This window comes from Rhizobium sullae (genome assembly GCF_025200715.1).
In the GTDB taxonomy this organism is placed as follows: Bacteria; Pseudomonadota; Alphaproteobacteria; order Rhizobiales; family Rhizobiaceae; genus Rhizobium; species Rhizobium sullae.
The window spans coordinates 2,291,205-2,304,493 of sequence record NZ_CP104144.1 but is presented as its reverse complement, the minus strand read 5'-3'; the positions used below and the strand labels follow the sequence as shown (position 1 = coordinate 2,304,493).

Sequence of the window (13,289 nt, the reverse complement as noted above, 5' to 3'; positions counted from 1 at the left end):
GAATTTTTATTCACCTTTAGCCGGTGTTTGGCGCAACGTCGAGCGGGCGAGAGCATCATTCCAGGTATTCAGGAGCGCTGCTCGGTCCACCGGTTCTGGATTAATGATCTGCGTGCTTCGGGGCAGTCCTGCGATGACCCCCAGATCGCTCCACAGGCCAAGTGACAGCCCTGCCAAATATGCGGCTCCCAGAGCCGACGCCTCGGGCGCCTCGCACTGGATGACGGCGTGTTCGATAAGATTCGACACGCACTGCATCAGGAAGAGGTTCTGGCTTGGTCCACCATCGACATAGAGGGCGCCGAGTTCGCCGCCGCTCTGTGCGCGCATGGCCGCGATCACGTCGTGGACCTGGAACGCAATCGAGTCTGTCACCGAGCGCGCCATCTGCGCGCGCGTCGTACTGAAATTGATCTGAGAGAAGAGAGCACGCGCGTCGGAATTCCAATATGGTGCCCCCAAGCCGACGAAGGCTGGCACGAATCCCGGTCCACCCGGTTCCGCGGTTGCTGCGAGATCGACGAATGCAGCGACGTCCGCAAGTCCCAGGATGCTGGTCATCCACGGCAGGCTGGCTGCCGACACGAGGATGTTGCCTTCAAATGCGAACGTCGGCGTTCCGCCAACGCGCCAAGCGACGGTGGTCGTGATACCGTTTCGCGGGGCGATGAAGCCTGGAAGCGTCGTCATCACGGAAGAGCCCGTTCCAAAGGTTACCTTTCCATCGCCAGGTTTGAACGCTCCGTGACCGAACAGGGCCGCATGGCTGTCCCCGATTGCCGCCCTGATGGGCGTTCCGTCCGGCACGCCCGGCAGCCCCTGCGTGCTCCCGAAATCGGCAGAGCTGTCGAGCACCTCCGGGAGGAGTTCGGTATCGACGCCGAAAATTTCGCCGAGCTCCTTGCTCCATGTCTGCTCCTGGAGGTCGAACAACTGGCTCCTGGCGGCGTTCGAGGCATCGCAGACGTGCCTGCGCCCACCCGTTAGGCAGTGCACCAGCCAACTGTCGATCGTCCCCAGCCGAACTGATCGGCCGCTTGGCACCCGATCGAGCAGCCACCGGAACTTAGAGCCAGGAAACATGGGATCCAGCGGAAGCCCGGTGAGCGTCTGCACACGATCAAGATGACCCTCGGCGAGGAGACGCTCGCAATCAGGCGCCGTCCGCCTGCATTGCCAACTTAGGACGGGTCCCAGTGCTTTTCCGGTCTCAGCATCCCAAACGGTAACCGACTCGCGCTGATTGGAAATTGCCACAGCAGCAATGGTCACGTCCGGGACCGCTTCCAGGCAGACTTCGATTGCCTCGCAAACCGAGGTGTAGAGACGGTTTGGTTCTTGTTCGACCCAGCCGGGCTTCGGATGCGAAATACCGACAGCCGCGGAGCCTCTAGCGAGGACTTCTCCCTTTTCGGAAACTAGAACTGCCTTAGAATTGGTCGTGCCCTGATCGATCGCCAGAATAGCGAGCATCCTATCCTCCACAAACTAAAAGGCCAGGCGGCGGAGCGTCCCGGCTTGATCACGTGCGACCCAGGTTATTTGCGCTTGATGAGCATCTGGGCGGCGTCCGCGATTGCCGATGGAGCCATGCCGAACTCATCGAGAAGGAACTCCGCCGAACCGGTCGGAGCATAGACGCCCGGAACGCCCAGGCGCTTCATCGGGACGGGAGCGTTGTCGACCACTACCTCGGCAACTGCCGAGCCAAGCCCGCCGAAAATCGAATGCTCTTCTGCTGTCACGATCGCTCCAGTTTCCTCAGCAGCGGCAATGATGGCATCCTCATCGATAGGGCGAACAGTCGCGAGGTTGAGGACTCTTGCCTGGATGCCGCGTTCTGCGAGAATTTCCGCGGCTTTCAGCATACGGTGAGTCAATGTGCCATTCGCAATGAGCGTGACATCGGAACCATCGCGCAGGAGGTTTGCCTTGCCAAGCTCGAACTTGTGACCTTCCGGCAGAAGGTCAGGCACACCCACGCGTGACAGGCGAAGGAAGCAGGGGCCGTCGTAGGAGGCCGCCCATTGCACCGCAGCGGCAGTCTCGATCCGATCGCAAGGAGCAATCACCGGAAGGTTCGGCAGGACTCGCGTCCAGGCGAAGTCTTCGATCGAATGGTGGGTCGGACCGAGCTCGCCATATGCCATTCCGGAGGAAATTCCAACGAGCTTAACATTCGCATTCGAGTAAGAGATATCCGCCTTGATCTGTTCAAGCGAGCGGCCTGTCAAGAAAGGCGCGGCGGCGCAAACAAACGGCAGCCGTCCGCCGTTTGCGAGTCCCGCGCTGACGCCGACCATGTTCTGTTCAGCAATGCCGACGTTGACGAGCCGGTCTGGAAACTTCGACTTAAAGCCGCCGAGCTTCGATGAACCGACAGAATCGTTGCACACCGCGACGATCCGGTCATCGGTCACTGCGAGCGCCTCGAGGGTCGCCGCGAACGCATCGCGGCAGTCGTAAAATTTGGGTGTGTTTGCCGGCGCGTTCATTACAGTGCCTCCGAAAGTTCTGCTACTGCGATGTCATACTGTTCCTTGCTTGGCACCTTATGATGCCAGTCGACACGGTCCTGCATGAATGAGATGCCATGGCCCTTGTTGGTGTGGGCGACGATGCCATGCGGACGGGAGCCTCGATATTCCAACGCAGGCACGATTTCATCCATGCTGTTGCCATTGATTTCGGTCACATCCCAGCCGAACGCCTCAAGCTTCGGCCGCAGCGGCGCAACGTTGTTCGTATCAGCCAGGGACGCGCCCTGCTGGAAGCGATTGTGATCGACGATCAGCGTTAGATTGTCGAGGCCAAACTGGGCAGCCGCCATGAGAGCCTCCCAGTTGGAACCCTCCTGCATCTCGCCGTCTCCGGTGATGACGTAAGTTTGATACTTCGCTCCGGAGAGCTTGGCGGCCTTGGCCATGCCGACAGCGACTGGCAGACCGTGGCCGAGCGGACCGGTATTCGTTTCGACGCCTGGAACCTTGTTGCAGTTGGGATGCCCGTTCAGTCTCGAGTGCGGCTGCAGAAAGGTGGAAATCTCCTCTTCCGGAATGAAGCCGCGCTTTGCCAGGGTCACGTACAGGGCGCACGCCGTATGCCCCTTGGAAAGAACGAATCTGTCCCGATCGGGGTGCTTCGCCTGATCGGGCCAAACGTTCAGCACGCGGAAATAAAGGGCCGTCAAGATGTCGATGACCGACATCTCTCCGCCGATATGGCCGGCACCTGCTTCGAAGACTGCCTGAAGGTCACGCAATCGGATCTCGCGAGCGACGCGCTCAAGTTCTATGATATCCATGGATTCCTCGTGCATAAATATTCACTAGGCAATATTTTTGCACAAGACGAGGTTTAGTCAAGCCCTTGCGCAAAACATACCGCCAGCAGGGGGCGGACAAATCCTGTTGACAGCCAGAAGGCAACTTGTTAATTCATTTTCTGGCATGTGTGAATAATTATTCTTGCCTGCACAAATATCTACTGACGACGAGACCCAGGGAGGAATGATGGTGGCGCTCGACATCAATGAACAGAGACTTTCGTCCGGCACCTGGCTGAGCAAGCTCAAAGGCGCCACCGGTCCGCTCGTGGGGCTGCTCGTGCTGTGCGTCTTTCTGAGCTTCAGCACGGACGCGTTTCTTTCGGTCAGAAACGGTCTCAATATCCTCGATCAGATCACCGTCCTCGGTATCATGGCGGTCGGGATGACCTTCGTCATTCTGATTGGCGGCATTGACCTATCGGTCGGTTCGGTACTTGCCCTTGCGATGATGGTCATGGGCTGGACCGCCAACATCGCCGGTCTTCCGCTTCCCGTCGGGATCGCTTTCGGACTGCTCGCATCGGCCGTTTCGGGGCTGATCGTGGGCCTGCTGGTGACGCAGTTCAGCGTTCCGGCGTTCATCGCCACTCTGGCCATGATGTCTGCAGCTCGCGGCGTCGCAAACATGATCACAGACGGTCAACAGATCGTGGGATTCCCTGACTGGTTCATGATGCTCGCAATCGATCGTCATTTCGGCGTGCTGACGGCTACCGTCTTCCTGATGCTTGCCGTAGTCCTTGCAGCTTGGCTTTTCCTGCACTTCCGTTCCGAAGGTCGCATGCTCTACGCGGTGGGTGGAAATCCGGAGGTAGCGCGTCTGGCGGGTATCAACGTCCAGCTCGTGACGATCGGTGTCTATGTGGTGAGTGCAGTCCTCGCAGGACTAGCAGGCATCGTGCTCGCGGCTCGCCTGGACTCGGTCCAGCCGTCCAGTGGTTTTGGCTATGAGTTGGACACGATCGCTGCGGTCGTCATTGGTGGGACTTCGCTCTCCGGCGGCGCCGGCGGTATTGGGGGGACGCTGATCGGTGTTCTTATCATCGGTGTCCTTCGTAACGGGCTCAACCTTCTTAATGTCTCGCCGTTCCTTCAGCAGGTGATCATCGGCATCGTCATCGTACTTGCGGTGGGCGCGGAGACAATTCGTCGGCGTCGCGCCTGACGAGCGGCCCGCCGAGTTGGCGGACGCCACGAATTCCGCCCCGAAGGGTTGGGGCGGATCAATACCCCGAGGGGGAGGTATTACCCGAGGGTCCCATCAAACAACGGAGGAAATACAATGAAAATTGCGCGCACCATGCTCGCGTCTGCCGCACTGCTTGGTCTCACGCTCGGCCCCGTACACGCGGCGGAGCTGAAGAAGCTCGGCCTGGCCGTTGCTAACCTTCAGGCAAACTTCTTCAATCAGATCAAGCAGTCTGTCGAGGACGAAGCCAAGAAGCGTGGCATAGAAGTCGTCACCGTCGACGCGAAGGGCGACGGACCGACGCAGGTGAACCAGATCCAGGACCTTCTGACGCAGAACATCGACGCACTGATCTACATTCCGGCGGGGGCGGCCGCCGCGACTGTTCCGGTCAAGCTTGCCAAGAACGCCGGCGTCCCGGTGGTGAACGTCGACCGCAATGCTGACGGCGCGCCAGGCGACACTTTCCTTGCCACGGATTCCGTCGCGTCTGCCAAGGCCGTCTGCGACTACATTCTGAAGCAAGCCGGCGGCAAGGGCAAAATGGTCATCATCCATGGTCAGAAGGGCACGACGCCCGAAGTCGACCGCTCCAAGGGATGCGCTGAATCCCTTAAGGCCAATCCGGACGTGACGGTTGTCGCCGAGCAGTACTCGAACATCTGGAGCCAAGACGAAGGATTCCAGATCATGCAGAACATGCTGCAGGCAAATCCCGACGTCTCGATCGTGTTCGCACAGGCCGACGCGTTGGCGCTTGGCGCCGCGCAGGCAATCAAGGTCGCCAATCCCTCCCAGAAGATCGTGGTTGGGGGTTTCGACGGTGACACAGCAGCCCTCGAAGCGCTGAGCAAGGGTGTCTTCGACGTGACTGCGACGCAGCAGACGCAGAAGATGGGCCGCGATGCGGTGGAAAATGCCGCCAAGCTCGTCGCCGGAGAGAAGATACCTCCGGTGCAGCTCATGGACGCCACGCTGACGACCAAGGAAAACGTCACAGGCTTCATCGCGAGCCATCCGTAACAAAGTCGAGATCTTGAGGAGGTGCGCCGTGACTGATCCGGTTCTTTCCCTGAGGGGCATATCGAAGCGATATGGACCGCTCCAGGTTCTGAAGAATGTCAGCTTGGACGTCTATCCGGGCGAAGTGGTTGCACTTCTTGGTGAGAATGGAGCGGGCAAGTCAACGCTCTCCGGCATCATCGCCGGGTCACGCACGCCATCCGAAGGATCCATGACATGGCTGGGGCAGACTTATGCCCCGGCCACCCCAAGGGAGGCGATCGACAACGGCGTCGTCCTGATCCACCAGGAACTGCAACTCCTGCCGCAGCTCTCCATCGCAGAGAACGTCTTCATCGGACGCTGGCCCATGACGAACGGCATTGTCGACCGCGCCCAGATGGTCCGCCGCGCTCAGGAGCAGCTCGCGCGCCTGAACCTTCACATACCGGCAACGCGGAGGGTCGCCGGCCTTTCGACCGCAAATCAACAGCTCATCGAGATCGCGAAAGCGCTGGCTCTCAATGCAAAGCTCCTAATCCTTGACGAGCCGACCGCGGCCCTCGGTGGCGCGGAGACGGAAGCTCTCTTCGAACAGGTTCGGAAGCTTCGGTCGGAAGGCGTTGGCATCATCTACATCTCCCACCGCATGGAGGAGATTAAGCAGATCACTGACCGGATCGTCGTGCTTCGGGACGGGGAGCGTGTGCAGGAATTCGCCGACAGCGCGACGCCCGTGCGAACGATTGTCGAGAGCATGGTCGGACGCTCGCTCGACCGCCTGTTCCCGGCTCTGCCTGTTCCGACTGAGCGCCCGGTACTTCAGGTGTTCGGGCTGAGTTCTCCGGACAATTCGTTCCGCGACGTCACCTTCGACGTGAAGGCAGGCGAAATCCTTGGAATTGCCGGACTAGTCGGCGCCGGACGCACGGAACTTGTCCGTGCGATTTCGGGAGCGGATCCGATCAGTGCAGGCTCGATCAAGCTGGAAGGCGAAGAACTCAGGCTACGCGATCCTGCTGACGCGATCGCCAAGGGAATCGTAATGGTTCCGGAAGACCGCAAGGATCAGGGTCTGGTCGTCGGGCACCGGATCGGCGAGAACATTATCTACGCCAACCTTGACAAGCTGGGTGGGGGTTGGATTACGCCGCGCGTCAAGCGTTCGTTCGCGGAGAGGGCGGTTGTCAAGTTCGGCGTAAAGGGTCGTGCCGAGCAGTATGCTTCAGACCTGTCCGGCGGCAATCAGCAGAAGGTAGTCATCGCGAAGTGGCTCATGCGCGATCCGAAGGTCGTTGTACTCGACGAACCCACCAGAGGCATCGACGTCGGCGCCCGGGCGGGCATCTACGACATCATCGTCAATCTCGCAAAACAGGGCGTGGCGGTCATCGTCGTAAGCTCTGACCTCGAGGAAGTTCTCGGCGTCTCAAACCGCATCCTCGTGCTTGCCCAGGGCAAGCAGGCAGGCATTCTCGATCGTGACGAGGCAAACGACGTCTCGGTCATGGAGCTAGCTACAATCTAAACAGAAGAAAGGAAGAGCGGTGTCCGACATCACTCTGAACGCCCCGAAGCTTTTCGATCTCAGCGGCCAGGTTGCCATCGTGACCGGAGCTGGAAGCGGGATTGGGCAGCGCATCGCCATAGGTCTCGCGCAGTGCGGCGCTGACGTCGCGCTGCTTGACCGCCGGACTGACGACGGATTGGCCAACACGGCTAGACACATTCAGGGCGCCGGCCGCCGCGCTATCCAGATCGCAGCTGATGTCACGAGCAAGTCGTCCCTCGGCGAGGCGGTAGCCCGCACCGAGGCCGCACTCGGCGCACTGACGCTTGCCGTCAACGCCGCCGGTATCGCCAACGCCAATCCCGCGGAAGAGATGGAAGAGGATCAGTACCAGACGTTGATGGACATCAACCTGAAAGGCGTCTTCCTTTCTTGTCAGGCCGAGGCGCGCGCCATGTTGAAGAACGGAGGCGGGTCCATCGTCAACATCGCTTCCATGTCCGGCGTGATCGTAAACCGGGGACTGAGCCAGGCGCACTATAACGCCTCCAAGGCCGGCGTGATCCACATGTCTAAGTCCATGGCGATGGAATGGGTCGGTCGCGGCATCCGTGTCAACACGATCTCGCCCGGATACACGGCAACGCCCATGAACACGCGTCCGGAGATGGTTCATCAGACCAAGCTCTTCGAAGAGCAGACGCCAATGCAGCGCATGGCAACGGTCGACGAAATGGTCGGTCCGGCGGTGTTCCTGCTGTCGAATGCGGCAAGCTTCGTAACCGGCGTCGATCTGCTTGTCGACGGCGGTTTCTGCTGCTGGTGATGCGATGCGAAAGTTGATTGCCGGCAACTGGAAAATGAACGGTCTCGCTTCCTCCCTGGCTGAGATCGAGGCGCTGAAGGGGCTCACGGGCAAGGCGGCGTGCGACATCGTCGTCTGCCCGCCCTTCACGCTGATCGAGAACGCCGCGAAGCGCTCGAAGGATTCGACCGTTATCGTCGGCGCTCAGGACTGCCACCCCGAGGCGTCCGGCGCCCGCACCGGAGACATCTCCGCGGGCATGCTCGTCGACGCGGGGGCACGCTTCGTAATTCTCGGCCATTCCGAACGCCGCGCGTCCCACAACGAAACAGATGCGATAGTCGCCAGCAAGGCCGTCGCGGCTCACAAGGCCGGACTGACCACGATCATTTGCATCGGCGAGACCCGCGATGAACGCGATGATGGAAAGGCGATCGATGTCGTGGGTGGACAGCTGCGAGGCTCAATGCCCGCGAGCGCCGCCAGCTCGAACATGGCGATCGCATATGAACCGGTCTGGGCCATTGGAACCGGCTTGGTTCCGACCATTGAGGAGATCGAGGAAGTGCATTCCTCGATAAGACAGATGCTTGAAGAGCGACTGGGCGATGATGGGCGCCTCGTGAGGATCCTTTACGGTGGTTCGGTGAAGGCTTCGAATGCAGCCGCCATCTTCCGCGCGGCAAATGTGGATGGAGCCTTGGTCGGAGGCGCATCGCTGAAGGCGGCAGAGTTCGCCGAGATCATTTCTGCAGCCGCTTGATGGCGGCATGACGCAAGGGGGTCGCCGGCTCTGCGGTCGACGCCCGAGATCGTCTGGCACGTGGAAGGAAGAAAGAATGAAACGCTTTGAGAACAAAACCGTGGTCATCACCGGAGGCAGCCGCGGCATCGGCGCTGCGATCGCCAAGCGCTTCGCAAAAGAAGGCGCCAATCTCGTCGTCTCCGCCAACGAAGAGTCGGTCCATGCAGTCGCCGAGCAGATCAAAACCGATGCTGGCAATGCTATCTCCTTCGTCGGAGACGTCACCGACAAAGCCAGCGTGAAGGCTCTCTACGACGCAGCAGAGAACGCTTACGGCGTTGTGGACGTGTCGATCCAGAACGCCGGCGTCATCACAATCGCCCGCATCGAAGACATGACGGAAGGTGAGTGGGACAAGGTCATGGCCGTTAACACCAAGGGCGTCTTCTTGTGCGCGCAGGAAGCAATTCTGCGCATGCGCAAGCATGGACGAGGTGGCCGTATCATCAACACCGCCTCCGGCCAAGCGCGCGACGGTTTCATCTACACGCCACACTACGCCGCTTCAAAGATGGGCGTTGTCGGGATCACCCAAAGCCTTGCCAAGGAAGTCGCGACCGAAAACATCACCGTCAACGCCTTCTGCCCGGGCATCATCGAAACCGATATGTGGGCTTATAACGATCAGGCGTGGGGGAAGCTCCTTGGGAACTATGGCCCTGGGGAACTCATGAAGCAATGGGTCGAAGGCATTCCGATGAAACGGGCCGGATCAGGTGAGGACGTCGCCGGTCTCGTCACTTTCCTCGCCAGCGACGATGCTGCCTACATCACCGGCCAGACGATCAACGTCGATGGCGGCCTGATCATGTCCTAGCTTTATTCGACAATAAGGAACGGTGCGTTCACTGGGAAAACCGGATTTTCGCTCGGTCGGCGGCCGGCGACCTCTTGCACAACAAGGCATCGATCCTCTATGTTGCATGCGTTCTCAGGGCGGGGTGCAATTCCCCACCGGCGGTATCGAGGCAACTCGGAGCCCGCGAGCGCCTTCGTGGATACGGAGGGTCAGCAGATCCGGTGAGATGCCGGAGCCGACGGTTACAGTCCGGATGGAAGAGAGCAATGCAGCGGACGCCGCCTCAAGAGCGGCGTTTCGTATGCTTGTTCGCCCAAGGGAAAATGGTGGCTCTGACAGGCCATGCACGCCGCTCACAGCGGCTAACCCTTGAAAGGCAAGAAGATGGCAATTTCCAAAATCGACGATGCGATCGCCGCAATTGCGCGGGGCGAGATCGTCGTTGTTGTCGATGACCGTGACCGGGAAAACGAAGGCGACCTCGTGATCGCTTCGGAAGCCGTAACTCCGCAAGCAATCGCGTTCATGATGAATCAAGCTCGTGGCCTCGTCTGCGTTGCGATGGAAGGCGAGAGGCTTGATGAGCTTGATATTCCTTTGATGGTGCCACGCAACACCGAGGTGCTGAAGACCGCCTTCACCGTCTCCGTGGACTACATTCCCGAAACGACGACTGGGATATCCGCCGCCGACAGGGCCGCGACCGTTCGAGCACTCGTCAGGGAAGGTTCTCGCCCCGACGATTTTGCCCGGCCAGGTCATATCTTTCCGCTTCGAGCCCATGCGAACGGCGTCCTTTCCCGCCCTGGCCACACCGAAGCAGCGGTGGACCTCGCCAAGCTTGCCGGTCTATCCCCGTCCGGCGTGATTTGCGAGGTGGCCAACGACGATGGCACGATGGCACGTCTGCCGGAGCTCGAACGCTTTGCCGAACAGCATGGTCTTCATCTGATCACGATTGAAGACCTCATAGCCTTCAGGGCAGCGAGCGTGTCCGTTAAGGCTGCCTAGTTCCTAAGCGCTCGTGGCGCCTGCTTTCATGTGCGGGGGCAAAGTTCAAACATGGGTCAATTCTCGATGGAAATATTCCGCAAGGCCGGGTCAGTTCTTAGTGGAAATCAAAACCGAGCATTGACCGGTCTGACTTCGGCGAGCATCCCATCACGCGCCTGAAGAAGGTGCTGTGCTGAACGCACTCTCGTACCCGAGCGCGCGCGATGGACGTTTTCCGTCGCGCTTCGAACGGCGAGCTATTCACAGGGAAAGTCGGCGCTGTTCGTTGTCTCAGCTTATTCAGGTCTTCAGCGGCGCCGCAGAATCATTCCGCCATGGTGAAGGGTGTTTCGGTCGACGAAGGTTCCGTCGGCCGTGAAGCCGGTGTCGTCCCATATGTGGACGGCTCCCACTTGCAAGTGTTTTCTGCAGATAATTTTGATCGGATCGCTTGCTTCCATATGTGCGGCCTTTGGGTGTGGCCGCACATGACCACTGGCCAAGATGGTTTCCGCGACGCGAGTTCCAAACAATACTTCGACCTTTAACGGCCAGTGGGACAAACGGAGCATCACGCGTCTTGGATCGATCGATCACACCATCTGCTTCCTTCTTGCAAGTTCACGCATCAGCTCAGCACAGTAGCGGTCATTCTCTGCTCACCGTGATGGGCTGATCTGTTATGCCGCCAGTCCTGCGGCCTGCGGGATATCTTGGGGTTGTCTCCGGTACGCTTCCCCGCTGACCATCAGCTTCCAGGCGATCCGGGCGATCTTGTTGGCCAGTGCCACCGCGACCAGTTTTGGCTTCTTGCGTTTGAGGAGCTCAAGGAGCCAGGGAGAAGCATTTTTACTCCGACCTGTGCGAATAGGCTGAAGAACAGCGGTTGCACCCGCCACCAGCACACTTCGCAACATCTCGTCGCCGGCGCGGGTGATCACACCGAGCCTGACTTTGCCGGCCGTCGAATGATCTTTTGGCGTCAGGCCGATCCAGGCGGCAAAATCACGTCCGGATTTAAACATCGTCGGGTCCGGGGTTTTCAACATCAGAAGCGAAGCGCCGATCGGTCCGACGCCGGGGATTTCCGCCAGCCGTTTGCTGCATTCATCAGCGCGATGCAGGGCCATCAGCTGTTCATCGACGATTTTGATCTCGGCAAGCAGCTCGCGATATTCCTCACCCTGCATGGCAAAGAGCTCGCGTGCCAGTTCCGGCATAGACTGATCGGTGGCGATCCGCTCCAGCAACGGTTCGATCCGGCATATGCCCCTGGCGGCGGTGACACCGAATTCCATCGCAAAGCCGCGGATAGTATTGGCAAGCTGGGTGCGATTGCGGATCAACCTTTCCCTCACTCCGACCAGCATCAAGGCTGCCTGCTGATCGGCAGTCTTCACCGGCACGAAGCGCATGGTCGGCCGGCTCATCGCCTCGCACAATGCTTCTGCATCCGCCGCATCGTTCTTGCCGCGCTTGACGTAAGGTTTTGCCAGTTGCGGCGCGATCAGCTTCACCTCGTGCCCGAACGAGCTTAGCAATCTCGCCCAGTGATGCGAACCGCCGCACGCCTCAAGCGCAACAGTGGTCGGCGGCGTCTTCTCGAAGAACTTCACCATTTCCCTGCGGGATAGCTTCTTGCGAAGCACAGGCTGCTCGTTGGCATTCACGCCATGCAATTGGAAAACGTTCTTTGACGTATCCATTCCAATTCGGATAATCTGTTCCACGGACGGTCTCCCTCGATTGAGCTTTCAACGAACTCATTCTGGCACATTCGATGCCGTTGGGAGCCGTCCACTTCAACAATACTCGATGTGATTGCCCCGGATCTCGTAGCGACCTTCATAGGCGCTTTCGCGATTTCCGCGCGCTTCGTCGTAACGTCCGCTCGGCAGCAGATTGTGCCGAACCCTATTGTCGCTGGTCGTCCACATGCCGACGTAGGGATGATCTGTCATCCTGTGTTCATCCTTTATTTCATGCCTATTGCTGCCTGCATCGGAGGCGTTCGCCGGGGCGGAAAGAATTGCCAACACAGTGAGAGCGAGCCAGTTCTTGCCGAACACTCGGTACGCGTGCCTTCGCCGCGCCAGACTCCGATAAGCGTTCAGGGCCGGGGCCTGACCCTTGATCATCCGATTTGGCCCTGAGGCCGCACGGTGATCTCGTTCACGCCGACGCTGGCCGGGGTCTCGATCACATGGCGCACCACGCGACCGACTTCGGCTGGCTGCAAGGCGTTGGCGCGGTATTCGTCCATGAATGCTATGGTCTCGGCATGGGTGATGGTGTTGGCCAGTTCGCTTTCGACCACGCCGGGATTGATACACGTAATCTGGAGTTCGGGGTGTTCCTTTCGCAGGCCCTCCGAGATTGCGCGGACCGCAAATTTTGTTGCCGAGTAGACCGCTGCGGTAGGCTCGACGGACAACGCCCCGATCGACGCGATGTTGATGATCTGTCCAGCGCCGCGAGCATGCATGTGCGGCAAAACCGCCCCAATGCTCCACAGAACACCTTTGATATTCACTTCGATCATGCGGTCCCATTCTTTGTAGTGGCCGGCGACGAGTGGCGACAGTGGCATGATGCCGGCATTGTTCACCAGCACGTCGATGCGCCCCCAAGTCTCCAGGGCAGCACCGGCAAAGGCCTCAACCGACGTGCGATCGGTAACGTCGAGAGGGCGGGTTTCGACGGTGCTGCCCGTCGCGCGGATGTCGTCGGCGATGGCCTGCAGCCGATTCGTGCGGCGGGCGCCCAGAAGGAGTTTGGCACCCGCCACTCCCAAAGCTCGCGCGATGCCTTCCCCGATTCCGCTGGATGCCCCCGTGATCAGAATAACCTTGTCCATG

At 59.6% G+C, this 13,289-nt stretch carries 12 protein-coding genes, 2 pseudogenes and 1 riboswitch; of the genes and pseudogenes, 7 read left to right on the top strand and 7 right to left on the bottom strand.

Translation table 11 applies throughout. The features are described 5' to 3' along the window. Positions 1-6: 6 nt before the first annotated feature. The 3 genes from N2599_RS31865 to N2599_RS31855 form a co-directional block, all read right to left on the bottom strand. Positions 7-1,473: an FGGY-family carbohydrate kinase gene (locus N2599_RS31865; protein ID WP_027509109.1), complete on the bottom strand. Its 1,467-nt coding sequence runs from the start codon at positions 1,471-1,473 to the stop codon at positions 7-9. A 65-nt stretch (positions 1,474-1,538) separates the two neighbouring features. Next, on the bottom strand, positions 1,539-2,495 hold the full coding sequence (locus N2599_RS31860; RefSeq protein ID WP_027509110.1) for a transketolase family protein: 957 nt from the start codon (positions 2,493-2,495) through the stop codon (positions 1,539-1,541). After that, positions 2,495-3,304 carry a transketolase gene (locus N2599_RS31855; RefSeq protein ID WP_027509111.1) on the bottom strand — a complete coding sequence of 270 codons (810 nt, stop codon included), beginning with the start codon at positions 3,302-3,304 and terminating at the stop codon, positions 2,495-2,497. Before N2599_RS31855 ends, N2599_RS31860 begins: the two co-directional genes overlap by 1 nt. Before the next feature lie 208 nt (positions 3,305-3,512). Here N2599_RS31855 and N2599_RS31850 point away from each other — a divergent pair, with 208 nt between their 5' ends. The 7 genes from N2599_RS31850 to ribB all read left to right on the top strand — a co-directional run bounded on the left by N2599_RS31850 (position 3,513) and on the right by ribB (position 10,449). Further along, positions 3,513-4,493 (top strand): ABC transporter permease, encoded by a 981-nt coding sequence (locus N2599_RS31850; RefSeq protein ID WP_027509112.1) that lies wholly within the window; start codon positions 3,513-3,515, stop codon positions 4,491-4,493. 117 nt (positions 4,494-4,610) lie between these two features. Beyond that, positions 4,611-5,540, top strand: coding sequence for a sugar ABC transporter substrate-binding protein (locus N2599_RS31845; RefSeq protein ID WP_027509113.1), 930 nt, complete (start codon positions 4,611-4,613; stop codon positions 5,538-5,540). 28 nt (positions 5,541-5,568) lie between these two features. Further along, a complete protein-coding gene (locus N2599_RS31840; RefSeq protein WP_027509114.1) occupies positions 5,569-7,047 on the top strand; it encodes a sugar ABC transporter ATP-binding protein in 1,479 nt (492 codons plus the stop codon). 19 nt (positions 7,048-7,066) lie between these two features. Beyond that, entirely contained in the window at positions 7,067-7,855 is a 789-nt protein-coding gene (locus N2599_RS31835) for an SDR family oxidoreductase (RefSeq protein ID WP_027509115.1), read from the top strand. A 4-nt stretch (positions 7,856-7,859) separates the two neighbouring features. Then, positions 7,860-8,597 (top strand): triose-phosphate isomerase, encoded by a 738-nt coding sequence (gene tpiA / locus N2599_RS31830; protein WP_027509116.1) that lies wholly within the window; start codon positions 7,860-7,862, stop codon positions 8,595-8,597. Positions 8,598-8,673: 76 nt separating this feature from the next. Beyond that, positions 8,674-9,456 (top strand): glucose 1-dehydrogenase, encoded by a 783-nt coding sequence (locus N2599_RS31825; RefSeq protein WP_027509117.1) that lies wholly within the window; start codon positions 8,674-8,676, stop codon positions 9,454-9,456. 106 nt (positions 9,457-9,562) lie between these two features. Next, positions 9,563-9,707: riboswitch (FMN riboswitch) on the top strand. A gap of 115 nt (positions 9,708-9,822) precedes the next feature. Continuing rightward, on the top strand, positions 9,823-10,449 hold the full coding sequence (gene ribB / locus N2599_RS31820) for a 3,4-dihydroxy-2-butanone-4-phosphate synthase (RefSeq protein ID WP_037141387.1): 627 nt from the start codon (positions 9,823-9,825) through the stop codon (positions 10,447-10,449). Between the two features lie 290 nt (positions 10,450-10,739). On the opposite strand, the pseudogene N2599_RS31815 reads toward ribB, so the two are convergent. The 4 genes and pseudogenes from N2599_RS31815 to N2599_RS31800 all read right to left on the bottom strand — a co-directional run. Continuing rightward, positions 10,740-10,832: pseudogene (locus N2599_RS31815) on the bottom strand (Atu4866 domain-containing protein); the annotation flags it as partial. A gap of 279 nt (positions 10,833-11,111) precedes the next feature. Beyond that, on the bottom strand, positions 11,112-12,161 hold the full coding sequence (locus N2599_RS31810) for an IS110 family RNA-guided transposase (RefSeq protein WP_027509119.1): 1,050 nt from the start codon (positions 12,159-12,161) through the stop codon (positions 11,112-11,114). Between the two features lie 78 nt (positions 12,162-12,239). Beyond that, positions 12,240-12,401: pseudogene (locus N2599_RS37990) on the bottom strand (Atu4866 domain-containing protein); the annotation flags it as partial. Between the two features lie 164 nt (positions 12,402-12,565). After that, a complete protein-coding gene (locus N2599_RS31800; RefSeq protein ID WP_027509120.1) occupies positions 12,566-13,288 on the bottom strand; it encodes an SDR family oxidoreductase in 723 nt (240 codons plus the stop codon). Between the last annotated feature and the right edge of the window lies 1 nt (position 13,289).